This window comes from Desulfitobacterium metallireducens DSM 15288, assembly GCF_000231405.2.
GTDB classification, from domain to species: domain Bacteria; phylum Bacillota; class Desulfitobacteriia; order Desulfitobacteriales; family Desulfitobacteriaceae; genus Desulfitobacterium_A; species Desulfitobacterium_A metallireducens.
Genome location: NZ_CP007032.1, coordinates 1,990,943 through 2,017,387 on the forward strand (window position 1 = coordinate 1,990,943; position 26,445 = coordinate 2,017,387).

At 43.1% G+C, this 26,445-nt stretch carries 23 protein-coding genes; 5 read left to right on the forward strand and 18 right to left on the reverse strand.

All coding sequences use genetic code 11. From position 1 onward, the window contains the following. Positions 1-33 precede the first annotated feature (33 nt). Genes spoVAE through spoVAC form a run of 3 tightly spaced genes read right to left on the reverse strand, consistent with a single transcriptional unit; the run spans position 34 to position 1,918 of the window. On the reverse strand, positions 34-396 hold the full coding sequence (spoVAE, locus tag DESME_RS09555; RefSeq protein WP_006716150.1) for a stage V sporulation protein AE: 363 nt from the start codon (positions 394-396) through the stop codon (positions 34-36). Positions 397-412: 16 nt separating this feature from the next. Next, the gene (gene spoVAD, locus DESME_RS09560; RefSeq protein ID WP_006716149.1) at positions 413-1,420 is read right to left on the reverse strand and encodes a stage V sporulation protein AD; all 1,008 of its coding nucleotides are present in this window, start codon (positions 1,418-1,420) and stop codon (positions 413-415) included. Positions 1,421-1,447: 27 nt separating this feature from the next. Beyond that, positions 1,448-1,918, reverse strand: coding sequence for a stage V sporulation protein AC (gene spoVAC, locus DESME_RS09565; protein ID WP_006716148.1), 471 nt, complete (start codon positions 1,916-1,918; stop codon positions 1,448-1,450). Positions 1,919-2,121: 203 nt separating this feature from the next. Here spoVAC and DESME_RS09570 point away from each other — a divergent pair, with 203 nt between their 5' ends. From DESME_RS09570 to sigF, 3 genes are read left to right on the forward strand one after another with little or no spacing between them, the layout of a single operon-like run. Beyond that, positions 2,122-2,466: an STAS domain-containing protein gene (locus DESME_RS09570; protein WP_006716147.1), complete on the forward strand. Its 345-nt coding sequence runs from the start codon at positions 2,122-2,124 to the stop codon at positions 2,464-2,466. Beyond that, positions 2,463-2,900 carry an anti-sigma F factor gene (gene spoIIAB, locus DESME_RS09575; RefSeq protein WP_006716146.1) on the forward strand — a complete coding sequence of 146 codons (438 nt, stop codon included), beginning with the start codon at positions 2,463-2,465 and terminating at the stop codon, positions 2,898-2,900. Before DESME_RS09570 ends, spoIIAB begins: the two co-directional genes overlap by 4 nt. A gap of 12 nt (positions 2,901-2,912) precedes the next feature. Next, positions 2,913-3,710, forward strand: coding sequence for an RNA polymerase sporulation sigma factor SigF (gene sigF / locus DESME_RS09580; protein WP_006716145.1), 798 nt, complete (start codon positions 2,913-2,915; stop codon positions 3,708-3,710). On the opposite strand, the gene DESME_RS09585 is transcribed toward sigF, so the two are convergent. The 3 genes from DESME_RS09585 to DESME_RS09595 form a co-directional block, all read right to left on the reverse strand. Then, positions 3,687-4,847, reverse strand: a complete 1,161-nt coding sequence (locus tag DESME_RS09585) for a D-alanyl-D-alanine carboxypeptidase family protein (protein WP_006716144.1) — start codon at positions 4,845-4,847, stop codon at positions 3,687-3,689. The genes sigF and DESME_RS09585 overlap by 24 nt on opposite strands. Positions 4,848-4,957: 110 nt before the next feature. Further along, the gene (locus tag DESME_RS09590; RefSeq protein ID WP_041483977.1) at positions 4,958-5,776 is read right to left on the reverse strand and encodes a LytR/AlgR family response regulator transcription factor; all 819 of its coding nucleotides are present in this window, start codon (positions 5,774-5,776) and stop codon (positions 4,958-4,960) included. A gap of 2 nt (positions 5,777-5,778) precedes the next feature. Continuing rightward, the gene (locus DESME_RS09595; protein WP_006716142.1) at positions 5,779-7,485 is read right to left on the reverse strand and encodes a sensor histidine kinase; all 1,707 of its coding nucleotides are present in this window, start codon (positions 7,483-7,485) and stop codon (positions 5,779-5,781) included. A gap of 274 nt (positions 7,486-7,759) precedes the next feature. Here DESME_RS09595 and DESME_RS09600 point away from each other — a divergent pair, with 274 nt between their 5' ends. Further along, positions 7,760-9,190, forward strand: coding sequence for an NAD(P)/FAD-dependent oxidoreductase (locus DESME_RS09600; RefSeq protein WP_006716141.1), 1,431 nt, complete (start codon positions 7,760-7,762; stop codon positions 9,188-9,190). Positions 9,191-9,268: 78 nt separating this feature from the next. On the opposite strand, the gene DESME_RS09605 is transcribed toward DESME_RS09600, so the two are convergent. From DESME_RS09605 to DESME_RS09640, 8 genes are all read right to left on the reverse strand, one after another. Further along, entirely contained in the window at positions 9,269-10,240 is a 972-nt protein-coding gene (locus tag DESME_RS09605; protein ID WP_025248751.1) for an MBL fold metallo-hydrolase, read from the reverse strand. Positions 10,241-10,245: 5 nt separating this feature from the next. Beyond that, positions 10,246-11,823, reverse strand: a complete 1,578-nt coding sequence (locus tag DESME_RS09610) for a class I adenylate-forming enzyme family protein (RefSeq protein WP_006716139.1) — start codon at positions 11,821-11,823, stop codon at positions 10,246-10,248. A gap of 132 nt (positions 11,824-11,955) precedes the next feature. Next, complete coding sequence (locus DESME_RS09615; protein WP_006716138.1) at positions 11,956-13,533, reverse strand: MFS transporter; 1,578 nt, start codon at positions 13,531-13,533, stop codon at positions 11,956-11,958. 101 nt (positions 13,534-13,634) lie between these two features. Beyond that, positions 13,635-13,916, reverse strand: a complete 282-nt coding sequence (locus DESME_RS09620) for a ferredoxin family protein (RefSeq protein WP_006716137.1) — start codon at positions 13,914-13,916, stop codon at positions 13,635-13,637. Further along, on the reverse strand, positions 13,913-15,208 hold the full coding sequence (locus tag DESME_RS09625) for an FAD-dependent oxidoreductase (RefSeq protein WP_006716136.1): 1,296 nt from the start codon (positions 15,206-15,208) through the stop codon (positions 13,913-13,915). The genes DESME_RS09620 and DESME_RS09625 overlap by 4 nt, the downstream gene beginning before the upstream one ends. A 44-nt stretch (positions 15,209-15,252) precedes the next feature. Beyond that, positions 15,253-16,197 carry an electron transfer flavoprotein subunit alpha/FixB family protein gene (locus DESME_RS09630; RefSeq protein ID WP_006716135.1) on the reverse strand — a complete coding sequence of 315 codons (945 nt, stop codon included), beginning with the start codon at positions 16,195-16,197 and terminating at the stop codon, positions 15,253-15,255. Positions 16,198-16,212: 15 nt separating this feature from the next. Then, positions 16,213-16,983 (reverse strand): electron transfer flavoprotein, encoded by a 771-nt coding sequence (locus DESME_RS09635; RefSeq protein WP_006716134.1) that lies wholly within the window; start codon positions 16,981-16,983, stop codon positions 16,213-16,215. A gap of 60 nt (positions 16,984-17,043) precedes the next feature. Continuing rightward, positions 17,044-18,258: a CoA transferase gene (locus DESME_RS09640; protein ID WP_006716133.1), complete on the reverse strand. Its 1,215-nt coding sequence runs from the start codon at positions 18,256-18,258 to the stop codon at positions 17,044-17,046. 461 nt (positions 18,259-18,719) lie between these two features. On the opposite strand from DESME_RS09640, the gene DESME_RS09645 reads away from it, so the two are divergent. Beyond that, on the forward strand, positions 18,720-20,705 hold the full coding sequence (locus DESME_RS09645; protein WP_006716132.1) for a sigma-54 interaction domain-containing protein: 1,986 nt from the start codon (positions 18,720-18,722) through the stop codon (positions 20,703-20,705). Positions 20,706-20,846: 141 nt separating this feature from the next. Here DESME_RS09645 and DESME_RS09650 read toward each other — a convergent pair whose 3' ends face one another. The 4 genes from DESME_RS09650 to DESME_RS09665 all read right to left on the reverse strand — a co-directional run bounded on the left by DESME_RS09650 (position 20,847) and on the right by DESME_RS09665 (position 26,396). Then, positions 20,847-21,608 carry an enoyl-CoA hydratase/isomerase family protein gene (locus DESME_RS09650; protein ID WP_025248752.1) on the reverse strand — a complete coding sequence of 254 codons (762 nt, stop codon included), beginning with the start codon at positions 21,606-21,608 and terminating at the stop codon, positions 20,847-20,849. Between the two features lie 44 nt (positions 21,609-21,652). Continuing rightward, complete coding sequence (locus tag DESME_RS09655; protein WP_006716130.1) at positions 21,653-23,707, reverse strand: oxidoreductase; 2,055 nt, start codon at positions 23,705-23,707, stop codon at positions 21,653-21,655. A 30-nt stretch (positions 23,708-23,737) separates the two neighbouring features. Next, on the reverse strand, positions 23,738-24,889 hold the full coding sequence (locus DESME_RS09660) for an acyl-CoA dehydrogenase (protein ID WP_006716129.1): 1,152 nt from the start codon (positions 24,887-24,889) through the stop codon (positions 23,738-23,740). A gap of 265 nt (positions 24,890-25,154) precedes the next feature. Next, complete coding sequence (locus DESME_RS09665; protein WP_242837398.1) at positions 25,155-26,396, reverse strand: CoA transferase; 1,242 nt, start codon at positions 26,394-26,396, stop codon at positions 25,155-25,157. Between the last annotated feature and the right edge of the window lie 49 nt (positions 26,397-26,445).

The following is a 26,445-nucleotide window of genomic DNA, read 5'->3' on the forward strand; positions in this document are numbered from 1 at the left end:
TTGAATCACTATTACTCAACGCTTAACCTCCCTCTATCCCTTGGGATTAAAGGTAATCGATACGAGATAACCAAAAAGCACAGCGCTTGCGATCCCAATTGCTGCCGCTTCCACACCTCCTGAAAAAGCTCCCATCAAGCCTCTTTTGTCGACAGCCTCCATGGCTCCTTTGGACAGCAAGTAACCAAATCCTGAGAGAGGAACACTCGCCCCTGCTCCCGCGAATTTTACTAAGGGCCCATATACTCCTAATGCCCCTAAAATGGCTCCACCCGTAACAAAGGTCACCAAAACATGAGCTGGTGTAAAAGCGGGTTTTGTTAAGTCCATCAGGAGCTGTCCAATCACACAAATCAGCCCTCCCACAATAAAGGCCGGAATAATCTGCTCAAACATCTGTACGTCTCTCCTTTCAGGCTTCAATCACGACAGCATGTCCAACCCCTGGAATAGATTCTCCCTGTAAAGCCGAAGTCGGGCTATGCAAGGATCCACTCCCGACAAGCAACACGCGTTGGTACTGCTTCGAAATCAACTTCTGCATGATCTCACCGGCAAAAACAACCGCGGAGCAGGCACAACCGCTTCCCCCGGCATGTACATCCTGACTCGAATCGTAGATCATGACGCCACAATCGTTGAATTGGTTCGCCGTTTCCATACCACTTCGTTTCAAGACTTCCTTGGCTAGGTGTAAACCGACTTGCCCTAAGTCCCCTGAAACAATCAAATCATAATCTCCAGGTGTCCGGTTTAAATCCTTCATATGATTTAAAATGGTATCAGCTACTGCCGGCGCCATAGCCGCCCCCATATTATTGACATCCTTTTCGCCATAATCCAGAACTCGGCCGATCGTTGCAGCCGTAATTCGCGGACCTGTCCCGGATTGAGAAAGCACAACACTCCCCGCCCCTGTAACTGTCCATTGAGCGCTCATTGCGCGTTGACTTCCTTGTTCTGTAGGTGAACGGTATTGCCGTTCAGCAGTATCATGATGACTGGAAACGCCAACTAGAACATTGCGAGCAAACTGCCCGTCGATTAACATACTTCCCACAGCCATGCTTAAGGCCATTGTCGAACATGCCCCATAAATTCCGATAAACGGAAAACCCATCGTACGTGCCGCGAAGTTAGCGGAAATAATCTGATTAAGCAAATCCCCAGCCAACATGTAATCCAGTTCTTCAGTCTTGACTTTAGACTGCTTAACCGCTCCTTGCAGCGCCTCTTCGAGCATTTTGCTCTCGGCGACCTCCCATGATTTATTTCCATTCAGATTATCCTGCATAACTTTACTAAACGTCTTACTCAAGGGCCCTTGTCCTTCCTTCGGTCCAACCACCGAATAGGACGAAAGAATGACGGGTGGATTTGCAAAAACCACCGTTTGATTTCCAATGCGTTTAAGATTCATTCAGCTCTCATCCCCAATTCCCTTACATTAAAATCGCACTAAATAATAAATAATTCCTACGACAATTGATGTCGTAATTCCATAGACTAAAACCGGACCAGCCACAGTAAAAAGACGAGCTCCTACCCCCATAACATACCCTTCTCGTTTGAACTCTAAAGCTGGCGCGACCACCGAATTTGAAAAACCTGTGACAGGTACAATTGAACCTGCCCCAGCAAATTTACCAATTTCATCGTATATTCCAAGCCCCGTGAGCAGTGCCCCCAGCAAGATCAGAATGGCCGTAGCAGCTGCGGAAGCTTCTGTTCTCTCTAATCCTGTCAGCACAAGCAAATTGATGATCAGTTGCCCATTCGTACAGATTAGCCCTCCCACTAAAAACGCACGCAGAGAATTACGCATAACGGTAGGTTTAGGGGTCATCGACTTCGTTAAATTTTGATACTCTTGTTGGGTAATATTCACATTGGGTGGTCTTAACTTTTCTCCGGGCATAGGACAACTCTCCTCTCAAATACAAATTAAGCCTTGCAGTAAGTTACTGCTTAGTATTTAACTCGAAATATTTATTTATTCAGAAATCATAAAAAGAGAATAGAAGATTATCTTACAAGAGAAATTTTCCTTTAAATCCTAGAAGGAAAAATCTGGATAACGTCGAATTGAATTCAGGAGAACATGGATAGGGAGGAACAGGTTTGCTCATGGATAAAAAAATAGAGCGTCAGACATTGACCTTGTGTTTAGCAGGAGAGCTAGATATGAGAACTTCGGAAAATCTGCGCCAAGCCATCGATACAGAAATTGACCGTCGCGGAATACGAATCGTGATCCTGGACCTTCATGATGTTACCTTTGTCGATAGTTCTGGGTTAGGAGTGATACTCGGACGATACAAAAAACTTCTCCCACTGGGCGGAAAAATCTTAATCAAACACGTACCCCCTCATATTTATAAAATTATGGAGCTATCCGGGTTACCGAAGATCATCCCCTTTGAAAGTGAATCTTCAGATGTAGGAAGGACGGGAAATGTTCAATGAATAAAAATAGTTTAGCTCTCACCTTCTCTAGTATTGCCGAAAATGTTAGTATTGCACGCATGCTCATCGCTTCAATTGGTGCACAGCTTGATCTTTCCCTCAATGATATTGAGGAGTTAAAAGTAGTTGTCTCTGAAGCAGTCTCAAATGCCATCATTCATGGTTATCAAAATGATCCGGACAAGCTCGTCATACTTGAAATCGAATTTAATGACGAACTATTGCGAATTATTGTGCGTGATCAAGGATGTGGAATATTTGACGTAGAACAAGCGATGCAACCCGCCTATAGTTCTGATCCAGAGCGGATGGGCCTCGGCTTCGTCTTTATGCAATCTTTCATGGACGAACTAACCGTTGACTCTATTGTGGATCAAGGAACAACCGTAACTATGGTCAAGGACCTGAACAAAAATCACCCCTCCTTGCATTAGGAGGGCATTAAAATGATTCAAAGATTAACTGAAATGAATCTTCCTCGCTTTCCTCTGCTTTCAGATGAAGAAATGATGCGCCTGTTACATGAAGCTCAGGAGGGTAATGAAGAAGCCCGAGAAAAATTGGTGAATTGCAACCTCAAATTGATTTTCAACCTTGTTCAACGCTTCTCTCGCCGGGGATATGAATTAGAAGATCTCTTTCAAATTGGCACGATCGGCTTGATTAAGGCTATTGATAAATTTGATTTTAGCTATGGTGTGAAATTCTCAACCTATGCTGTTCCCATGATTATCGGCGAAATTCGACGCTTCCTTCGCGATGATCATCCGATTAAAGTCCCCCGATCTTATAAAGAACTTGTGTATAAGGTCAACCGAGCACGCGAACAACTGTCGGCCACCCTTGGTCGAGAACCTACCATTGGTGAAATTGCCGAAGAAATCGAAGTCGAACGTGAAGACATTGTTTCCGCTCTTGAAGCGGTCCAAAGTCCAACTTCAATTCATGACACGCTTTACCAGGACGACTCTGACCCAATTTATGTCTTAGATCAGCTTCCGTTGGATAAAGATCTGGAACCGAGTTGGTTTGAAAAAATCGCCCTCAATGAGGTTCTCGACAAGCTTTCCGAACGTGAAAAACACGTTATTTTAATGCGTTTCTTTGAAGATAAGACGCAAAGTGAAATTGCTGCCCAACTCCATCTCTCCCAAGTCCAAATCTCACGAATTGAGCGGGCAGCACTTCACCATATCCGAGAACTCCTACAAGTTAATCCCTCAAAACCCAAAGACTCCTTGTAGTGTCCGCGTCATTTGCTGATATAATCCTGCTTTAGCAATAGGTTTCTCGGCCACCAAGTTAACCTGGTTCAGAAGTTCATTTTCACGGTAAAGAAGGACTTCTCCCAATTTCTGTCCTTGTTGAACTGGAGCTTCTATGTCTGGGTTGAGTTTTGTCTCGACCCAGATATTTTTATCTTTACCTTTTTCAACAGTTACACCTAAGGCTTGTTCAGTTACTGCCACAACTTCACTTTCCGCTCCCTTACGGACTTGAACAACACCCTGTTTTTGAGAAGCAGGTGCAAACTCTTTATGTGCATATTTGGCAAATCCATAATTATAGATTTTCATAGATTCGGCAAAATGCCCGCGCACTTGAGGAACGCCCATAACCACGGCAATCAGACGGAGTCCGTCTCGTTCTACCGTCGAAGCCAGACAATATTTTGCTTCGTTGGTCCAACCCGTCTTAAAACCATCTGCTCCCTGGTACCACCACAGCAGCTTATTCGTATTCCACAATTTAAACTTACCATCACGTATATCATATTCTTTAATCGCGGTTAATTTTTTGACCAGCGGATATTTCAAGGCCGCTCGACCCATCAATGCTAGATCATAAGCACTCGTATAGTGTCCTTCAGCCGGTAATCCATAGGCATTCGCAAAATGCGTATTTTTACATCCCAAATCTTGAGCTTTTTTATTCATTTCATTAACAAAGGCTTCATGACTCCCACTAATATGCTCGGCAACTGCAACACACGCATCATTGGCCGAACCTACAGCTATGGAAATCAACATTTCTTCAAGGGAAAAGGATTCACCCGGCTCTAAATAAATTTGTGAACCTCCTAAACTACAAGCATTTTCACTCGCTGTCACTTTATCGGTCAGTTTGACACGCCCTGACTCAACTGCATCCGCTGCAACAAGCATAGTCATAAGCTTTGTCACACTTGCAGGGGCAAGTTCTTTGTTCGCTTCCTTCTGATATAGAATCTGCCCTGATTCCGCATCCATTAAAATTGCGCTTGCGGCCTCGGTTTGTAATTCTGCCCCTTGTGCCGGTGCAGTTGCAGGCGCCGCCTGTACAACCCCTAGATTTCCTAATACCAGCGCTAAGGCTAATATTAACGTCAATCCTTTACGCATTTTTAACCCTCCTTGAGAACTTAATTTTGTACTTTTCTTCTATTATTCCCAGAAATCAAAAAAGCACTCAATTAAGTGTTCACTTAATTGAGTGCTCAATTTTAACCCGACTACAAACCCATACGTTGACGGAAGCTTTTAACATTCGTCCGGCTCACTGGAATTTCATAACGGTCTTTCATGATTAGATTATAGGTATTATTAAACCATGGCACGATGGATTCGATTTTATCCACGTTCGCCAGATAACTCTTATGAACTCGCAAAAAAGAAGGTCCAAGCATTCCTTCCAAGTCACTCAGAGTGTAATTGGTCAAATAACTTTTTTGCTCAGTCACAACCCTCACTAACCGTTCATCAATCGTAGCATAGAGAATATCCGAGCTCGGGATCAAATAGATTTTTCCATTCTCTTCAATCTTTAGTTTGTGGGCTGTGGGATTTAAAGAATGATATATCATGTCTAATTTTCTGAGATATTCTCCAGAAGTATCTTCATAATCCTTAATCTCTTGTGAATGTGGATCGTTTTCTTGCGTAATATCGCTTTCGGACAAGGAGTGCATGATTTCGTAGCTTCTATTTAAGCGAGTGATCGTTTCGTTCAATCGTTCCACATGAATGGGCTTAAGCAAATAGTCAATCGCATTAACTGCAAAAGCCTCAACTGCATACTGATCAAAAGCTGTCACAAATACAATAACAGGATTGGTTTTCTCCACGAACAATTGACGGGCGATGTCAATTCCAGAGGCATCAGGCATTTGAATATCCAAGAAAAGCACATCCGGATTAAGTTTCCTAACCTGCTCTAAGACTTCTTCTCCGCAGGCTGCTTCACCAATCACTTCAATTCCTTCGATTTGTTTTAGCAAATAATGGAGTTCATCTCGCGCTGGACGTTCATCATCAGCAATTAAGACTCTCATCATCACATCTCCTTCAATTCACTCGAAAGATTTCTAGGGATCGTTAGGGTAACACAGGTTCCTTCTCCAACTGTGCTATCAATGGAGAACTGAGCCTGATTATGATAGACATATTTTAATCTTTGGGCAACATTTTGAATTCCTATGCCGAGCCCAGTCGTGGATATCTTTACACCTTGTCGAATGAGTTCCAGCTTTTCCGGGGAAATTCCTACACCATTATCTTTGATTTGAATTACTAAATATTCAGGTTCGAGCCATGCTAAAATCCGAATAACTCCCTGTCCTTTACCTCGATAAACCCCATGTTTCAGTGCATTTTCCACAAGAGGTTGCAAGGTTAAGCCCGGTAAACGATAACTGAGAGCATCCTCTTCAACCTTCTCTTCCACCTGAAGGCGATCAGAAAAGCGAGCTTGTTCAATCGCTAAGTAAGATCGGATATGTTCACATTCTTCCTGAAGTGTTACAAATTTCTCGCCACTTTGTAAGTTTTTACGAAAAAAGTCCCCCAGCTGAAAAAGAAGTTGGCGTGCCTTTTCAGAATCCGTTCGACAAAACGATACGATTGTGTTAATCGCATTAAAAAGAAAATGGGGGTTAATTTGGGCCTGAAGAGCTCTGAGCTCCGCCTCAGTCACCAGTTGAGCACGCTCTTCCAACTCAGCCACCTCCAGTTGTGTAGAGAATAGCATTCCTAAACCTGCCCCGAATTCCCAATCAACCGGACTAATCTTTTGACCATGCTCTCGGTAAATCTTCAATGTTCCAATCACCCTATCCCCAACCCTTAGAGGAACAACTAAGGCAGCTGACAAAGGACAGTTCTTTTCCCTGCAGCCAATTTCCTCAGTAGTATCTGCCAGCATTAACTCACCTGATTCTAAAGCGAGCCAAGTGGCTTGGGTTTGAATGATCGTTCCACTTTTATGATGATCTGATGCTTTTCCCACATGAGCCAGAATTTTTTCGCGATCGGTTAGGGCCACTGCCGCCATATCCGTTTGATCATAGATGATTTGTGCTACACGTAAAGCCGTGTTCTCGTTTAAGCCTGCTCGCAAGATGGTCAGCGTTTGGTTAGCAATTTTTAACGCTTTTTGGGCTTCTAAGGCGCCAATTTGCTCTTCTTCTAACGCTGTCTGAACGACTCCGATAAAGATAGCAATCCCAATTCCATTGATAATAATCATAGGCAAGCCGATCACTTCTACCAAATCCCAAGCCTGCTCGAAAGGTCGTGTGAGTAACAAAATAACGAGCATCTGAAGAACTTCTGCTTCCATACCCGCCAACAAGGCTTGCTTCCAGCTCAAACGTTTACCCCCAAGTTTGCGGTGAATTAAACCCGCAAATAACCCCTCAAGGATTGTTGCGACTCCACAGGAAAACGCAGTAAACCCTCCAAGTAAAGCGCGATGTCCTCCAGCGAGCAAACCTGCCCCAATTCCCATCAAAGGGCCACCCAATAAGCCTGCAGCAACAACCCCGACGACACGTGAGTTGGCTAAGGCCCCCTTAATTTCAATTCCCGTATACGTCCCTGCAATCCCCATTGCTCCAAAAACAATAACCAGTAAAATTTTATCTCTTTTACTCGCCTTATGGCGTAACGTCTTTTTAAAAATTTTAGTTTTACTGACAAGATAAGCTAGCGTTATAATTAAACTGGTATTTAAAGCCAAACGCTCAAAGAGGAGCCAGATCATTTTAAATTTCTCCAATCTTCCAATATAGCGTATTAAACTACATTTCTACTAGTGTCGTGTATCTACTATTGAGAATACCATTTTTTCTCGATTTGACAATCTTCTTCGCTAAATTAGTTAATTAGCTATGATCTGGTCTATTCATCTGTTTATCGAACATTATTCAATTTGTATTAGATAACGTTCGAAAAACATATTGCTTTTTTTAATGGTATGGGATATAGTTGTAACGTTTGTTCTTACGAAATGTTACTTCAGATGGAGGTTGAAGAGCTTGAAAAATTATGATGTCATCATCGTTGGAGCTGGACCTGCCGGTATTTTCACGGCTTATGAACTAACGACCCAGCATCCCGATCTTTCCATTCTTCTTGTCGATAAAGGCCGTAATATCTATAAACGCTATTGCCCAATTCTTAAAAAAACGCTCTCTAAATGTCCGCCGCCAACTGACCATAAAGAGTATGCTGGCTGTGTTCCTGCTTGTTCGATTACCAATGGTTTTGGAGGAGCTGGCGCATATTCTGACGGTAAATTTAATATTACAACAGAGTTTGGTGGCTGGATGACCGAATATCTAGCCCCTTCTAAAGTACTAGACCTTATCCATTATGTTGACAAAATCAATTTACATCATGGAGCCACAGCTGAACTCACGGACCCAACGACGCCTATGGTCAAAGAAATTGAGCGTCGCGGATTAGCCGCTGGTTTAAAACTTCTCAGAGCTCAAGTGCGTCATCTCGGTACAGAACAAAATCTTGAAATTATGAAAAGCATTTATGAAGAATTAAAACCTAAAATTGATATGGTCTTCGAAACAGAAATTACGGATCTTTTAACTGTAGAAGAGGCCGGTCAGCTCCGAATAACGGGTATTCTCGATGAAGAAGGTCACGAGATTCATGCGCCTTATGTCGTTCTCGTTCCGGGCCGTGATGGTTCAGAATGGTTAACTCACGTTTTTAATAAGCACAACTTAGAAATGAACAGCAACCAGGTTGATGTTGGTGTTCGAGTCGAAACCTTAGATACCATTATGGAAGATATTAATGAAAATCTATATGAAGGAAAATTCGTTTATAGGACTTCCGTGGGGACCTCTGTCCGCAGTTTCTGCAGTAATCCCTCAGGCCATGTCGTTATCGAGAATCATAGTGGCGTCATGTTAGCCAATGGTCATGCTTTCAAGGATAAAAACTTAGGCAGCCATAATACAAACTTTGCTTTGCTGGTCTCGCATAATTTTTCATATCCCTTCAATAAGCCGAATGAGTATGCGAAGGCTATTTCGCGCCTCGCGAACGACTTATCAAATGGGAGCGTCCTCCTGCAACGGTTTGGGGATATCCTGAAGGGGCGCCGCTCGACTGAGAAGAGAATTCGTGAAGGATTCATTGAGCCAACACTTAAAGAAGCAGTACCTGGAAACTTATGTCTTGCTTTACCTTACACCACGATGAAAAGCATTATCGAGATGATCCAAGCTCTGGATCGAGTTACCCCAGGCATTGCTTCAGAGCATACCCTCCTCTATGGGGTTGAAGCAAAATTCTATTCTTCTCGACCCAAACTCACAAGCACGTTTGAAACAGAAATTTCCGGACTCTATGCGGGTGGAGATGGAGCCGGAGTCACCCGGGGACTCGCTCAAGCCAGCGCCTGCGGAGTTGCCATTGCGCGGGACATTAGCTTGAAGTTTTGAAGTTATGGAACAAATCTCAAACTGTAATAAACAAAGACTGCCCTTATTTAATTAAGAGCAGTCTCTCTTTATCTCCACTCATATTATATTAAGATCATAAAAAATCTTGCCGGCAATACTGTGTCTGACGATCTTCTCGTGTTGGGTTAAATGTTCAAGAAAAGCGAGGGTCTCTCCAATGGCTGAAAACTTTTCGAGCTTTGAGAAGTCCTCCCACTTTGTCCTAAGACTCCAATGCATTTGTGCAGCCGTTTCTTTTGGTGTCAATTTCCCTTGGTTCAATAAATTTTCCGTTTCAACAAGGCGTTCCTCACAATGGGCTATGAGTTCTTCAATCCGTCTTCGATGATCCCGAATAATATTGAGATGAGCAGTAAATAGATAATCCACGTCGAGCTCATAAACCTTCTTCAGACTATTGATATACTGGTTTAAAATGTCCTGATCAAAACCCCAAAAAACAACACTAGGACTAATATGCTCAAGGATATGATCTCCGCCAAAAAATAACCTGTGCTTCCTTTCATATAAACCAATATGTCCTGGGGTGTGGCCTGGTATACTCACGACCTCAAACTCGTAATCCCCGACAAAGAATTTATCTCCTTCAATTAAATAATGAAATTGGATCGCCTCGGTCGAATTGTCACCAAACGCATGACCGCGAACTGCCTCAATATCCTTATCCTCAGTTAAAACCTCGTATAATTCTTGCAAAGGCGATTTATTCTTTTGAGTATAAACAGAGTTAATTAACTCACCATCGACCAAGCTGATGTAGACTTTTGCCCCTTTTTCCTGTAGATAGGAGGCCAAGCCGACATGATCCGGATGCATGTGAGTTAAAATAACATCGGTTTTGTTCAGATCCACTTTAAGTTCTTGGATACTTTGAAGCATCGCATCTCTGCCTAAATCCGTATTAAAGCCGGTATCGATCATAAGATTTCTTTGATCTGACAAGATCAGATAACTATTGACCGCCTGCAGCGAAAATTTGGGCAGGGGAATTTCGTTTAAATAGATCTGCGGATAAACTTCGGTTAACAACGTCTTCACCTCAATGAATGTTCGCTTTGAGAGGTAGAAAACGTTTTATAGATCTCTCTAAGCTTAAACTTTTGAATTTTTCCGGCGCTATCGACAGGAAACTGATTGACAAAATCAACATATCTCGGCTTTTTATAGCTGGACAATTGGCACTTGCAGTGTTCTTGAATTTCTTCTAAAGTGATCGAACATCCTTTTCGGAGTTTAATGACAACCATCACCGCTTCACCAAAAATGGGATCAGGAATACCAATCACCGCACAGTCCTGGATCGATGAATGACTTCGAATAACTCCCTCTACCTCTTGGGCAAAGACATTTTCTCCCCCCGTCTTAATCATATCCTTCTTGCGGTCCATGATATAGTAATAACCTTCTTCATCCTGCTTAAACATATCCCCAGTATAAATCCAGCCATCCTTGATGGCTTTCGCGGTTAATTCCGGCTGATTATAGTATCCTGACATAACTGAAGGCCCTTTAACAATACATTCACCGACTTCTCCGATTGGGACATCCTTACCTTCTTCATCCACAATCCGAAGTTGAATCAATGGCATAGCCCGCCCAATGCTTTTTGTTTTTTCCGGATGCTGTTGAACTAATTCACGCGTGAGCACGATATTGGTTCCTGCTCCAGACTCAGTTTGCCCCCAGCCATAATTCACTTCACAATTGAGAAAAACATCATACGTTTTAAAGATAATACTCTGTGAAGTGCCGCCGGCCGACATCTGAACGTACTTAACGGAAGTCAAATCATAATCCTTAAGATTCGGAACATCGTATAACCGGAGGTAAGTCACCGGAGGAAGCAATAAGAGATACGTTACTTTGTAATCTTGAATCTGACGAAGAATATCCTCCGCATTAAAGACATCACAAAAAACAAATTCTGCCCCTGTTGCAATCGCCGAAAGGAGCCAGGACATTCCCCCTTGATGATGGAGCGGACACTGAACCATCACAACCTCATCCGGATTTGCACCCATTTTGTTTTGTGTCATGATACTAATGGTTTGAAAGATATCACTTTCGTGAGTTCGCATGACCCCTTTAGAACGACCTGTTGTTCCCCCTGTAAACTGAATCCGGCTCAGGTCACTCCCTAAAATAGGTACGTTAGGCTCAGTATTATCTTCATGGGTACATAATTGTTCATAAGAACATTCTCCTGAAATAGATATCCCTGAAGAGATTAACATTTTTACTGTATTAAATTCCTGTTTTACCTCTGCTACTTTATCAGCATACATATCGCTATACACAAAAACTTTACATTCAGCAGTATCAACCAAACACTTGATCTCTTGAGAGACCAAACGATGATTCAGCGGTACAGCAATAGCTCCTATTTTTACGATAGCAAAGAGCAGTTCAACGATCTGATTACAGTTTGGGAAAATAAACCCGACTTTATCCCCTTTCGTAATTCCAAGATCCATTAAAGAATGAGCAAGACGGTTTACCGTATCATTTATTTCACGATAGGAAAACCTCCGACCCTTATACAGAAGCGCTGTTTTATTGGGATATCTGTTCGCATTAAGAGTCAGCAGATACCCTATATTAATAGGAAACATCTATTTTCTCTCCTTCTTACAAGGCTGACCGACACGTAATGAACCTATATATAGCGTTGTTCACCAATACAGAACTTTTCATTCCTGACAAACTGGTGAACAACACATGTGTTTATATGATTTATTTCTGTACTAAGCTACTCGTTCTTCTGTATCTTCCGTAGGTCGAACCGGTTGACTCGGTAAAAAGATTATCGTGAGCAAAAAGACGACTACAGTCACTCCCAGAATAATGTAGCTCATTTTATTTAAGGCACCTACCATAGCTTGTACATTTGCCGGCGTGTAGAGGTCCTGGAATTTAATGCCCATTTTAGTCAGTTGATCAGCCAAAGCAGGATCTAGCGTTTTGCCTGCAGTCTTTCCAGCCTTTAATAAAGCAGGAAGCATATCTTGACTCATTCCCATTTTTTGTGCTGAAGTGGTCAGTTGTGCTGCCAATGCAGAAGCGGATAAAGAACCAAATACCGCTAAACCCACAGACGATCCAGCAGGGTTACCCATATATTGAAGCATCGTGTAAGTTCCTGAACCGGCACCGAGTTTGTTGCTCGGCACAATGGATAAAGCCATTTTAATGCAGGCCGGCATCATCATGCAGATTCCCGCTGTAAAGATACAGACTGACATGGCAATATACCAAACCGGTGTATTTACGTTAAACCGTGAGAAGGAAATAATCCCGACGAAAAAGATGGTAATGCCTAATAACATAACATATTTGATTCTAATCTTGTCAATGAGCTTACCACTCGTAAATCCTGCAATTGCTCCCGCAAGATAACTATACATGGACACTATACCGACAACTTGTGGTCCTCCACCCGGTTTACCATTTACAAAGAAGGAATTTGCCGTCATAGCACCTGTATTGCATAGCTGAATGAAGAAATAGACGATGAGCGGAACAATAAATATCGGATTCTTCAAAAGGGATAATTCGATAAAAGGATGCGAACTTCGTTTTTCCACATTCAAAAAGACAACGGCCAAGATAATACCAAGAGCTAATACGCTCAAAGTTGTTGGTGAGCCAGCGCCTAAATTAGAGACCAATGTGGTTACAGATAACAGCGTACCGATCGTCAGCAAAAGCAAAATAGCGCCGATATAATCGAACGGCTTTCTCTGATTACGCGAAGTTTCTGGGACTGTAGAAGCCACTAAAATCATTCCCAGGAGCGCCAAAGTACCATTGATCAGGTAAATAGACTGCCATCCAAAACGAGTGACCACAATTCCGCCAATCAGTCCACCCACAGCAGCACCTACTGTACCAATAGAAGAAAAGGTTCCGAGCGCAGCACCTCTTTTCTCTTGCGGAAAAAGATAGGATGCATAGGCAAGTCCCGAAGAAACAACACAGGCTGATCCAACCCCTTGGAGCAAGCGTGCAGCTAAAAACATGGGGAAATTCACCGATGCAGCTGCCATAAATTCACTAGCTGCAAAAATGGCCATTCCTGTGAGAACGATGCGTTTACGACCCAATTGGTCCCCAATGTTTCCCCAAATAGGACCAAAGACAATATGTGTCAAATAATAGCATAGACCAATAAAGGCGGCTGAGGCTACTGAAATACCAAATACTTTGGTCAGAATTGGAACAACGGGAATTTGAAAGGATAACGATTCAATAATGGTAAAAGAACCAAACAACAAACCAAGATACGCCTTCCATGGATTCTTTACAGGTGACTGCTCACTCATCGTGGGTCTACCTCCTTTTTTTGAAGGTAAGCGAAAACCACTTACCTTAACCGCAAAAGTTATAAAGTATAATGGCGACATTTGAGAATTGTAGTTTTCCTTTAACCCTGTCGGAAAATGATCCCGAACCCACCTCTTGGGTATTTCCAATCAATCGCTTTCTTGTCACAAACTGCCCGGCAAGTCCCACATTCCAAGCAACCTGCCCACTCAACAATGATTTCGCCATTCTGCTCACTATAAAGCCCTGCTGGGCAGACCAAGAGACAGCTTTTAGGTCCACAGGATTTACATAACTCATTGTTGATCAGGATATGGGGTTCTCCCTCATCCACTTCAAATTTATTTAGATTTAATTTATCCGCTAAACTCAGTCGGTTCATAGTGCACGCACCCCCATTATTCCATCCTTAGCTAAGTCGAACAGGGAGATCCCGTTTTCTTTGAGCGACTGCATCGCCGTCTTCATTAAATGCTCTTTCGGGGTCAGATCTTGGGTATATACCTTCCCAAAGAGATGATTCACCATAAGAGAATACTTTTTATACAAACGATCATTTTCCATAAATCCTGGGGCCTTAGCATAGAGCTTTAGGTCTTTCATGACAAAACTCTCATCCAAGATACGGCTATAAGCGCTTAAACCCGCCTCACTCCAGTCATTTTTTCCTTTGGCTTCCAGGACAGCTTCCGCGGCAGCCATTCCGGACCCGATCGCCAAATCCATTCCCCGAATGACGAGACCGCTGTTGATCGTGAACCCTGCCGCATCACCAATGATGAGCAATCCATCCGCATACAGCTTTTGCGGTACCATGTTGAGTCCGCCTTCACCCGTCAGATGTGCACCATATTCTGTCATTATTCCACCTTTCACGAGTGGGGCGATCATTGGATGTTCCAGAAGATCATCCAGGACCTCGGGAGGCTTAACTCTCGCTTTAACGAGATCATCTAAGCGCATAACCACGCCGATTGAGAGACTTTCCTGATTCGTATAGAAGAACGCTCCCCCCGCAACGCCATGGGTTGCCTCTCCTAAAATGGCATAAGCGGCTCCTTCATTCCCCGTCAATCGAAAACGCTCTTCAATCACGTTCCTGGGAAGTTCAATCAGAGCTTTCGCTCCAACGGCGAGATGATCCAGTTTAATTTCACCGCGTAAACCCGCTTCTTGACAGATGAAGGAGTTGATTCCGTCAGCTGCGATCACAACGTCAGCCAACATCTCCTCATCCCCAGTGCTGATTCCTACGATACGGTTACCTTCTTTAAGGAGTTTTTCCACTTTGATGCCTGTCACGATCATCGCGCCGGCTTTTTCTGCCTTTTCAGCGAGCCAGCGATCAAATTTCGCACGGAGGACAGTCACGGCATTATACGGCGTATTTCCTAAGGCTTTGCCTTTATACTCCAGGTTAAAGTAGTCCTCTTCGGTCATCAGTGTGGTAATATAACTCGAGATATAGCGTTCAATCGGAGCTTCTTCCCAAAACTCAGGAATAAGTTGGTCGAGAACACGGCTATACAGAACTCCCCCGCTGAGATTTTTACTTCCTGGATAATCGCCGCGTTCAATAACGACAACTTCTATCCCCGCTTGAGCTAACTTATAAGCGGCCGCAAGCCCCGCAGGGCCTGCGCCGACAATAATAACTTCATATTTGTCTGCCATTTGTTCCTCCATTCTATCCATAATACCGTTGCGTCTTATACTGTTTATTTGCTGGCTTTGAATTTCTCGGCCAGAAGCGGAAGTACTTTATAGAGGTCTCCAATAATTCCGTAATCCGCATGTTTGAAGATTGGAGCCGCTTTATCCTTATTTATAGCAATAATCACTTTGGCCTGATTCACACCCACCATGTGCTGAACTTGTCCGGATATTCCGACGGCAAGATAGACTTCTGGTTTTAGAATAGCCCCCGAAACCCCGATATAGCGTTCCGTCGGAAGCCAATTGACCCCTTCGGCGATGGGTCGTGAACATCCGACCTCTGCACCAATTTGTTCGGCTAACTCTTCCGCAAGCTTAATATCTTCTTGATTTGCAATCCCTCGGCCGATACCGACAACCCGTTTGGCGGCACTCAGATTAACGGTGGCGCCTGCTTTATTCTTTTTCTCAAGTAGCTTAACTTTATGCTGGGGTTCAACAAATTCGACATCAATCACGGTTCCTTGGCGGGTCGCTTCTTCGGGAAGAGCGGTATATGCACCTGCACCTACCGTAACAATCGTTGTCTCGGTCAGAGCTTGTTCCGTTCGGAAGGCTGCTCCTCCATAAACCATGTGCGTGACTTGGACTTTTTCTTCAACTTTAACCTCAGTAGCATCGACTAATACGCTCGTTCCCAGATTGGCCGCGAGACGACCCGCGAGAAGCTTTCCGCGTTTGCTAGGCTGTACCAGCACGAGCTCAGGACGTTCTTGCTTAAGCAATCCCGAAATCGTTGGAGCGTAATCCTCATATACGTTCTCGGCTTTGAGCTCTCCGAGCCAATAGATTTTGTCTGCACCGAGGGAGATTGCTTTTTTTGTCTCTTCTTTTGTTCCCAAGACCACCGCCGCGACTTCTTCTCCCAGTTGACGGCCTCCTGCTAAGAGTTGAGCCAAGGCTGACTCTTTTTCAGCAATGACCCATACTTTATTGATCTTACTCATGTTTTTCACCATCCTCTAGAGAAGTTCTTTATGAATGTTCTCAAATAGCTTTTGCACGACTTCTTCCGTATCGCCTTCGAAAATAATCTGCTTACGATCGACGTCTGCTGGAGCTAAGGTGCTTAACGTTTCCGTGGGCTTCTTCGCATCCTCTAAGCCAAGATGGGCTGCACCCCATTGGGTTGTGGGTTTTTTTCCGGCAGCTAAGATGTTTTTCATAGAGGGAATACGTGGAAGATTGATATCTGTCGTTACGGAAATAACCGATGGAAGAGTAACCTCGAGAACCTCAACTTCGTTTTCTAAAGTCCGTTCAACGACCAGCTTGTCCCCGGCAGGAGTAATCTTGCTCACGGCATTTAAAGTCGGAACATTAAGCAGTTCACCGAGCTGAATCCCAACTTGCTGTGAATACAAATCCCCAGATCCTTCTCCACAAAGGATGAGATCATAGCTTCCGATTTTTTGAATCCCGGCTTCAAGGGCTTTAGCGGTCAAATGAGAATCTGCATTTCCAAAGCGATCATCCACGACAAGGAACAAATCCTCTGGGCCTCGGGAAAGGATTCCTTTCTTCAACTTAGAGTTATCCGCTTGTTTATCCCCCACACTAAGAGCTGAAACCTTTCCGCCAACCGCTTCGACGATTTGCATTCCGGCCTCGACAGCATTAAGGTCATATTGACCGATTTTCCACTCTGCCCGGGCAAAGGAGAGGTTCCGATCGGGTTGAACCACAATATCCTGTTCCTCGGGGACAACTTTATAACATGCAATAACGTTCATTATTTCACCTCAATCAGTAAATGTTAAATAGAGTTTGGAGCTCACTTTATTATTGATGTTTTATTGCTTCTTGATGGTTTTTGTCTCATAGAAGTTTTGAATCTCAGCTTCACTAAAGCCTATTTCGCTTAACACATCTTCATTATCCATCCCATAAGTGGCTCCCCCGCGGAATATCTGGCTCGGGTTATTTTTGAATTTAGGAATGGGTCCTACGCCTTTAACCATGCGGTCCGTAATTGGATCATGCCATTCTGTTATGGTTTCTCTTGCTTTATATTGGGGATTCTCCAACATCATTTCATAGGTCATGATCATACTGCACGGAATTTGATGAGCGTTTAATATGCTGTCCACTTCCTCAGCAGTATGGGTTTGACAAAACTCTACGGCCGCTTTCACAAATTTTTCTGCCCGTGGTCCATCCGTCTTAAAGATAACGCCATGAGTTTCTGCAAAGTCCGGATCATCTCCTAAACCCCATAGCTTCTCAACCCGTTTCAAAACTGCAGCTCCACCTAAAGCCAGCATAACCCAATTACCATCCTTACATTTTTGAACATTTTCTAAAGCGGATCTTAGATCTTTATTACCCATACGTTGAGGCTGTTTCCCATTGTTAATCCCTTCAGTAAGGAAATTCCCTTGAAGTCGTGCTAACGTCTCATACTGGGCGATATCGATACTCTCACCGATCCCGGTTTTCCGTGTACGATAGAGCGCTGCCATGCAAGACCATGCAGCCGTTAGCGCAGTAATATAATCACAGGTAAACGGTTTTGCCGCATAAGGAGGTGCGGGATCAGGCTCTCCGTTAATGGCCATAAAGCCACTAAATGCTTGTCCTATGGGATCAAAAGAACCCCGCGTTATATATCCAGGATCTCCCGTCTGTCCAAAGCCAGAGATATGTGCGATAACGAGCTTAGGATTGATTTCCCATAACACATCATCGGTCAATCCCCATTTTGCCCAAGTTCCCCCTTTGGAATTTTCGACAAGGACATCACATTTTTCGAGGAGTCGGGCCAGAATTTTTCGTCCTTCAGGGGAAGGGACATCAAGAGTGATCGATCTTTGATTTCGATGCTCTACCGTAAATACATCACCAAACATTCGGAACATATCAGGGGATATTGTACTTTCGGCATAAATGACATCAGCCCCTTGTTCAGAAAAAAGCGTGCCTACAAACGGGCCGGCAATCGCTGAACCTATGCTTAGTACTTTAATCCCTTGCAGATTTCCAAACTTCGGCATTTCAGTGCTTTTCATAGTAACTAACTCTCCTCCTTACACATTTGAGTTGATCGCGAAAAATCATTATTATATGTTTTTCAATTCTTTATAATTGCAATACTCATGCCAAGTTGTTATTCACATGCAAAAGCCCTAAATTCAGCAAAAATGGATCAGCTTTGTTCACTATGTGATAGTATTATTGTTCACTAAGTTGAGCAAAGTGTTCACACATTGTGTTAGACTGAGCTATTTCTTTTCAGGAGATAATATTTATCTTTTGAAAAGTGTCCAAACTTAGTGTAAAATAAATTCTAACTTATCAATGTGAAAGTAATTGTTTGATCAAGTTCAGGCAATAATGTTTAAAATTGTTAAATAATCTCATTAACGTCTTCTTAATTTTGACTTGTGAGTTAAAGTGCGTATTGTAACATCAGAGTTTATTCAAGTACTAAAATATATTTCCAATATTGATAGCTAAGGAGGTGCAAAAATTGTTGAATACACAGGAAGAAGTCCTTGAAGCTTGGAAAACGTTTATTGCACGTGGAATTATTTTAGAAGACAAAGTGAGACCTGAAATTGCTCGCTCCTGGGAGCGATGCAAAGCGAATGGAATGGACCCATGGTCTTTAGATTTTCCGATATATTCCCAATCACTCTTAAAGGAAAAGAGAACCAAATATGCTCAATTACTAACTCTTTCCGGACCTATTATGAACTTTCTTTTAACCTTGTTAGATTGCAATATATCGATTTGCAATCTTGAGGGCTTTGTTTTTGAATTAATTACTCCGCTTAAGCATTATCCAAGATCTTTGGGTACCTATGCCAACGAATTTACCAGTGGTAACGGCGCCGTCACGATCGCTCTGAACGAAAAAATTGCTTTCCGAACGGATGGGTTCGAGCACTACCGAATGGTTTCCCAAACTTATTCCGATGTTAGCGTACCTATTCACTCTAATAGCATAATGATCGGGGCACTTAATGCCGTAAATCCTTTCAGCTGTCTCCCCAACCAAGCCCTTCCGATGATCATTGCTGCTGATAAAATCCTGGAGAACTTACTTGATCACAATGAGGGAAAATTCAAGCCATTTATAGACTCTAAATCTTTTCAGGAAATGATCGACTGCAGTTCCCTATTTGTTATCGTTATAAATCAGGAAGGAGTTGTTCTCGCCGAAAACCTGGCATCAGAACAACTTTGGGATCCTATTCTCTTAAAAAATAAATCCTTTGAAAATTCCTTGATTTATAAAGGGGATCTTTCCCTCCTTTTGGATAAAGATACCCAGAACGTCAACCAACGAGATTTTCTAATTAAAGAATTAACGACGAGTAAAAAGCAATCTTATCTTCACTGTGTTCTTCTTAGAAAAAACAGAATTCTGCTTCCAAACGGAGATATCTACTCGGTACTTGTCTTCGACCCTTTCTCCGCAAAAGATGAAACAGGGAATCCCTGCAATTTCTCTTCAAAACCTCCAAAATATTGCAAACCAACACTTCCTAAAGATGTTGACTATATCGGGGAAAGTCCCGCCTGGACTAAAGTCGATCGCATGATTCACAAAACAGCGCAGTTTCCCTCTAATGTTCTTCTTCAAGGAGAGACAGGAACGGGTAAGGAAGTTGTCGCTAAAGCCATACATCGCATAAGTCAGCGTAAAGGCAGCTTCGTCGCCATTAACTGTGGAGCACTCCCCAAGGAACTTCTTCAGAGTGAACTTTTCGGATATGAAGAAGGAGCTTTTACTGGGGCACGAACCCATGGTTCAATTGGAAAATTTGAGCATGCTCATGAAGGTACCTTGCTTCTTGATGAAATTGGTGAAATGCCATTAGACATGCAGGTCGCTCTCTTAAGATTTCTGCAAGAGCGAACGATTACCCGGATCAATTCAACAAAATCTAAAAAAGTAGATGTACGGATCATCGCAGCGACCAATAAAAATATGGCTGAACTTGTTAAGGCCGGTCAATTTAGACAAGATCTTTATTATCGGCTGAATGTCATCGAAATTGAACTTCCCCCACTTCGGGAACGGAAAAGTGACATCCCCCTTTTGGCGAACTACTTTATATCGGAACTATCTAAACAGTTGAAAATGCAGCCGAAAGAAATCAGTGATGATGCCTTAAAAATCCTTTGTCAGTATAATTGGCCGGGCAATGTCAGAGAATTAAAAAATGTCATTGAAAAAGCCATGATCTTATCCGAAGACGAGCAGATTTCTTCGGAAATTTTATCCGAATATATATTACATTGGGCTCCTGATTCTTCTTCCTCCAAAGATGAGGACTCAGTAGAAAAGCTCTCTGAACGAGATCATATTATTCAGCTCTTAGAAAAAACTAATGGCAATATTTTTCAAACGGCTAAAGCTCTAAATATCGCTCGTAATACGCTCTATCGTAAGATAGAGAAGCTGAATATTAAAATTAAAACTTCAGCCCTTAAGGACAGCAAGTAAGGCTTGAAAATTCAAATGCGTAAGTAATCTTAAGTTAAAGCAAAGTAAGTTAAGCTACGCAAGCAAAAAACTTTGCATGCGAAAAAGGGGTGACCTAGAAGAACAACTTCCGGGTCACCCCTTGGCTTAATACTTTGCTTCTTACTTCTTTGTGAATTTAGCAATGATTTCCTTGTATTCTGCAGTCTGTGTGCAAAAGGGTGATGCTGTCGATTCAGCATCCATAACCAGATTGAGCATAGGATTCATCGTACTATTCGTAATCCCTTTCGTAATTTGGACTGACATGGCAGAAACAGTAGCAATCTCTTGTGCAAAAGCAATTGTTCCTTCTTCAAGTTCCTCGGCAGGGAGAATTTTATTGGCAAATCCCATTTTATAGGCTTCCTCGGCTCCAACAACCCGTCCGGTAAACCAAAGTTCCTTCGCACGATAGGGGCCGATGAGCTGGGGTAAAAACATCATGACTCCCATTTCAGGGATAATGCCCACCTTCAGAAAGTTAGATGTAAACTTAACACGCTCGGAAACATAGATAATATCGCAGGCTAAGGCCATACTCATGGCTCCGCCAACAGCCCAACCGTCAACCATGGCAATGACAGGTTTGCCAATTTGTTGTAGGGTTTGGATCGTACGGATATATTTTTTTAAGAGTTTTCGGCCTTGCTCAACGCTAAGCCCTTCTGGGCCGCCTTGCTTCAAGTCGCCACCCGCTGAAAAATTATCGCCTTCCCCCTTAAGGATAATCACTCGTACTTCATCGTCAGCATCTAATTTCAGCAACGCATCACTTAAGAGATCCATCATGGGGCCACTAATGGCATTTTTTCTCTGGGGCTTATTTATCACTAAAAAAGCAATTCCGTCATTTCTTTTATTGACATAAATGTCTTCCATCATTTGATATCTCCTTTAAAAAAGTTGAAGATTTCTAAAACAAAGCATTAAATTTGGCTGGCAGCCAGATAACCCGCTTTAGTTGCATCTGCCATTCTTGCAGGATTGGTGCAATCACCGACAACATAGAGTTCTTTAATGCTGTGCATTAAGGAATCCGCTAAATCCATATTTTTATCAAAGCCTAAGGTAATCGCTACTGTATCGACATTGTAGAAAACCTCTGAGCCATCTTCATGGACGACCTTTACACCCTGATTCGTGATTTCTTTAACCTTAGTCAGGGGTTCCAACGTGACGTGCGGAGATTTTTTAAAGGCAGACGTAATATGGAAACGGTCACTGCCGCCCACATCATGGCCAATTTTTTTGTGGTCGTCGATGATCACCAAATCTCGGTCGTGGTGCATCATTTCTTTTCCCAGCTCACAGCCAGGCAACCCACCGCCGATGATTGCAATTTTTTTGCCGAGAGGCCAAGGGAACTTCGCCATAAAGGTCCGAGCTAAGTCTGGCGTATAGAAGAATTTGAGGAACACAGATCCGCAATTCCACATCACCTTATTGACTATTCCCGGTTTTTGCGGCGGTTTGCCATTCAACATTTCCAAGAAATCATGGGATTTGATTACATTCCCGCCGCCTGCTCCGGGGACATCAAGATCAACCGGATGTCCACCGATTGCGACCACAACCGCATCCGGCTTCACGCTTTTCACTAATTCCGGGGTAACGGTCGTATTGAGCTCTACTTTTATTTCAGGATGTTTTCTGAGAATCGTTTTATAGTACGTATTTAAGCGATCATAAATCGGACTGAAAATCGAACTCATGACCAAACAACCGCCGACACGGGGTCCACGTTCATAAATCGTAACCTGATGCCCTCTTCGGGCAGCAGTAACCGCAGCTGAGAAGCCTCCTGGGCCGCTTCCGATGACCATAACCTTTTTTGCCTTATTCGTTTTTGTAATCAGAGGCTTTTCCAGTTCTTCCCCTAAATGGGGATTGACTCCGCAATAGTTCAGGGGTTTTGCTTGGCTGATCACATCATCTAAGCAACGGCAGCAGCAGATGCATCGATTAATATCCTCAGGCCGGCCCTCGACTACCTTGTTTGCAAATTCAGGATCAGCGATATTGTATCTTAGACCTCCAATGATATCGGCTTTTTTCTTTTGGAGAATTTCTTCCATCACATCAGGGTCTGTATTTCTGTAAGCCGTGGTAACAGGAATCGTGGCTACTGTTTTAATTTTTTCGGAAATCCAAGACCAATAGCCATCCTGAATATCCTTGGTCGTGAGAGGAACTGAGGTTTCATGCCAGCCAGGTGCCAAGTTATGCAATGCGGCCCCGGCTTTTTCTAAAATGGTTACAATTTTTAAGGATTCTTCCATCTCCAGGCTGCCTTTAATAAAATCAACAGGCGACCAGCGCACCAGAATGGTAAAATCTTGACCGCAGGCTTTTTTAATTTCTGTCATAACTTCAACCGTAAGTCGACAGCGATTTTCCAGGCTGCCACCGTATTCATCGGTCCGGTCATTGGTCGCAGGTGACATGAAACGGTTTAAAATACCCCCGACACCGGCCATGACCTCAACCCCGTCCCAGCCCGCATTTTGCAGCGTAACAGCACACTGAACCACATTTTTCTTAAAGGTCTCGATGTGTTCCTTCGTCATAGGGTTCGGGATCAATTTCGATATTGTTTTCGTCGATGGACCCCAGTATTCTTCGTCAGCATCCGGAGTGGGTTTCCAATCATGGACGGCATAAGGCTGCCCAATGATCAATCCGCCGTGCTTTTGAACGCGCTCAGCCATAGCTCTTAGATACGGAAGATGCTCATTTGAAAAACCCAAGGGCAAGGGATGGAGGTGTCCAGTGACTATCCTGGGATAAAAGGCAATCGTTTGACAAATCAAAGCCGTTCCGCCAGCAGCTCTTTCTTCTAAATAGTTTAACAACCGTTGAGTCGGAACCCCTTCATTGGTGACATATCCATGACCTGGCGACATGGAGGTCGTCATCATTCGATTCCTCATGGTGAGGCTTCCGACTTTAATCGGAGAGCTTAGTATCGGAAATTGAGTCATTATTATCCCTCCACTTTCTTTATTTTATTCCTACTTATATTGTTTTAAGATGGCTCGTCCGGCAGCATGAATCATAACCTCATCAGTACCGCCGCCAATTCTAAAGACCCGAGCATCAACCCATAATCTTGAAATTCGGCAATCGGTTGTATAGCCAATTCCACCCATAATTTGCAATGCATCATCAATGACTTCGTTGGCAGACTGAGCACAGTAGAGTTTGGATAACGCTGAAGAAATTTGAACCGGGAGACCGTTATCAATTTCCCAAGCACATTTATAAACCATGTTCTTCATATTTTCGATTTTAATTTTCATATACGTAAGTTTCTCTTGAATAAGCTGTTGACTGCCGATGGTCTTACCGAATTGAACGCGTTGATTAGCATAACGCGCTGCATCTTCAAAAGCACATTCTGCATAACCTAAGACCGATGCTGCCATTAAGAGGCGTTCCACTTCAAAGTTAATCAAAACCTGCATAAAGCCATTACCTTCAACCCCAACGAGATCCTTTTCCTCGACTTCGACATTTTCGAGGTAGACTTCACACGTATCCATCATATGCCAGCCGATTTTTTTCAGTCTTTCGACTTTGATACCTGGTGCATTCATCGGAACCCACCACATCGAAAACGCATTGCGCTTGTCCGCATCCCCAACTTCCTCGGAATTACGGGTCATACAAAGCATATAGGGTGCTGTTAAAGCATTACTCATAAAGGTTTTATGGCCGTTAATATAGATTTTGCCATTTTTACGCGTATGGGTTGCCGCAATCGCGCTACTATCAGAGCCGGCCTGAGGCTCGGTAAAGCCCAAGACAAAGGCAACATTCCCTTGTTGAACCTCTCTCATGGTATCCGCTATTTGCTCTTCAGAGCCAAATTCCAACATGTCTGCGATCGACAAAGCCTGTCCAAATACAAAATGAGGGCCGCCATTTTTGGTGATTTCTTCAGCAACCAGCATCAAAGTCATCGTATCTACTGGAGTACCGCCATATTCCTCAGGAACGCCTAACATACCAAATCCATTTTCTGATAACGCTTGGATAAACTTTTTCGGAGACTCGCCTTTCTCATTGCATTCTTTCATATATTCTTCCGTACAATCTCTAGCCATAATCTCCCTAAGGCTCTCCAATAATAATTCTTGTTCTTCTGTCATTCTAAAATCCATGAATAATTCCCCCTATAAATATACTTTTATAAAAATGAAGTTTTGCTTCAAAGGAATCTTTTTGATCCCCTACTTTAAATATAGCAATACTCATGCCAAGTTCCTCTGAAAAGGAAAGCCCTCTATTTACAGGGTTTCATTGCCCTCAGATTTTCTATGTGATTGTAATCTTGTTCACTTTGCTGAACAACCTGTTCAGTCGAGTGTTAGATAAAGAATAAGCTCCCGATTATTTCAGGAGCTTTACCCTAAAATTTCAATCCATTCATTTGCTTTCAAAATAATCCCGTTTTCCTAATTTTCCTTCAGCATACATTTTGTCAATCATCTCTTGAGGAATGCCCAGCTCTTCCAAAATATCTTGATTATCCATCCCGATATTAGGCGCACCCCGCCAAATCTGACCGGGGTTATTTTTAATTTTAGGTACGACATTTACACCGGGGATTTGCGTTTCCCCATCCGCAGCGGTCCAAGTCGTAAAGACCTCACGTGCCTTGTAGTGGGGATGATTGACAGCATCCTCATAGTTAAGCAAACGGGAACATGGAACGCCATTCGATGTCAAAAGAGCCTCTGCCTCTTCTGCTGTATGTTCAGCACAGAATTTTTGAATTGCGTCTTCTACAATTTTCGCAGCAGTTGTATCGACGGGAACAAAGGAGGAACCTTCAGGAATAAGCTCTGTACCGTACTCTACGCCAAGGACAGGCAATCCTTTTTGCAATACTCCAGGATTTAAAAGAAGCATATAAATTTCGTTGCCATCTTTGCAGGAATACGTTCCGTATCCAGCACAAATTCTACTATGATTACCCTCTTTAATATAATCTAGACCATAACGCAGGTAATCGGTCGGATAATTGGCCTGAATGCGCATCATCAGTTCATATTGAGCAAGGTCAAGACTTTCCCCTTTCCCCGTTTCATTGCGTTTAAGCAAAGCAGCAAGCGTCAATCCAAAAGCATAAAAGGAGGCAGTATAATCTCCTGGAAAAGGCATCGCCGGTGCTGAAGGCTGACCTGGCATACCGTTCATTCTCATAACACAGCCAAAAGCCTGAGCAATCGGATCATAACTTGCCCGATTCACATATTCCTGGATTCCAGTTTGCCCAAACCCGGAGATATGGGCAATGACGAGCTTAGGGTTACGTTCCCATAAAGCTTCGTCGCTCAAACCCATTTTCTCATAGCGACCGCCAATTGATGCTTCAATAAGAACATCCGCTGTTTCTAAAAGCTTTAGAAAAACTTCTTTCCCCTCGTTTTTTGTATAATTCATAGCCAAGCTGCGCATATTTCGGCGGTCCTGCTGCCAGCTACCGCTTTTACGGGCAACACGGCCTGCATCAACATTGGTGGGATGTTCAATCCAAATCACATCTGCACCATTTTCTGCATACAATTCACCGGCAAAAGGTGCAGCTACAGAAGCGCCCATCATGACCACACGATAACCGGACAACATTCCAAACTTCGGCATTTGGGTCGTTATTCCCATCATCTTATCCCTCTTTCATCATAAATCTCTAAATTTAATCCTTAAATTCTGC

Bases quoted from the DNA above. Each gene is read 5' to 3' on its own strand.
- DESME_RS09630 (WP_006716135.1), bottom strand. From the start codon at position 16,197: ATGAGTAAGATCAATAAAGTATGGGTCATTGCTGAAAAAGAGTCAGCC.
- spoVAC (WP_006716148.1), bottom strand. From the start codon at position 1,918: ATGCCCGGAGAAAAGTTAAGACCACCCAATGTGAATATTACCCAACAA.
- DESME_RS09650 (WP_025248752.1), bottom strand. From the start codon at position 21,608: ATGATGGAAGACATTTATGTCAATAAAAGAAATGACGGAATTGCTTTT.
- DESME_RS09585 (WP_006716144.1), bottom strand. From the start codon at position 4,847: ATGCGTAAAGGATTGACGTTAATATTAGCCTTAGCGCTGGTATTAGGA.
- DESME_RS09655 (WP_006716130.1), bottom strand. From the start codon at position 23,707: ATGACTCAATTTCCGATACTAAGCTCTCCGATTAAAGTCGGAAGCCTC.
- DESME_RS09610 (WP_006716139.1), bottom strand. From the start codon at position 11,823: ATGTTTCCTATTAATATAGGGTATCTGCTGACTCTTAATGCGAACAGA.
- DESME_RS09595 (WP_006716142.1), bottom strand. From the start codon at position 7,485: ATGATCTGGCTCCTCTTTGAGCGTTTGGCTTTAAATACCAGTTTAATT.
- DESME_RS09635 (WP_006716134.1), bottom strand. From the start codon at position 16,983: ATGAACGTTATTGCATGTTATAAAGTTGTCCCCGAGGAACAGGATATT.
- DESME_RS09615 (WP_006716138.1), bottom strand. From the start codon at position 13,533: ATGAGTGAGCAGTCACCTGTAAAGAATCCATGGAAGGCGTATCTTGGT.
- DESME_RS09620 (WP_006716137.1), bottom strand. From the start codon at position 13,916: ATGAACCGACTGAGTTTAGCGGATAAATTAAATCTAAATAAATTTGAA.
- spoIIAB (WP_006716146.1), top strand. From the start codon at position 2,463: ATGAATAAAAATAGTTTAGCTCTCACCTTCTCTAGTATTGCCGAAAAT.
- spoVAE (WP_006716150.1), bottom strand. From the start codon at position 396: ATGTTTGAGCAGATTATTCCGGCCTTTATTGTGGGAGGGCTGATTTGT.
- DESME_RS09640 (WP_006716133.1), bottom strand. From the start codon at position 18,258: ATGAAAAGCACTGAAATGCCGAAGTTTGGAAATCTGCAAGGGATTAAA.
- sigF (WP_006716145.1), top strand. From the start codon at position 2,913: ATGATTCAAAGATTAACTGAAATGAATCTTCCTCGCTTTCCTCTGCTT.
- DESME_RS09625 (WP_006716136.1), bottom strand. From the start codon at position 15,208: ATGGCAGACAAATATGAAGTTATTATTGTCGGCGCAGGCCCTGCGGGG.
- DESME_RS09665 (WP_242837398.1), bottom strand. From the start codon at position 26,396: ATGATGGGAATAACGACCCAAATGCCGAAGTTTGGAATGTTGTCCGGT.
- DESME_RS09660 (WP_006716129.1), bottom strand. From the start codon at position 24,889: ATGGATTTTAGAATGACAGAAGAACAAGAATTATTATTGGAGAGCCTT.
- DESME_RS09590 (WP_041483977.1), bottom strand. From the start codon at position 5,776: ATGAGAGTCTTAATTGCTGATGATGAACGTCCAGCGCGAGATGAACTC.
- spoVAD (WP_006716149.1), bottom strand. From the start codon at position 1,420: ATGAATCTTAAACGCATTGGAAATCAAACGGTGGTTTTTGCAAATCCA.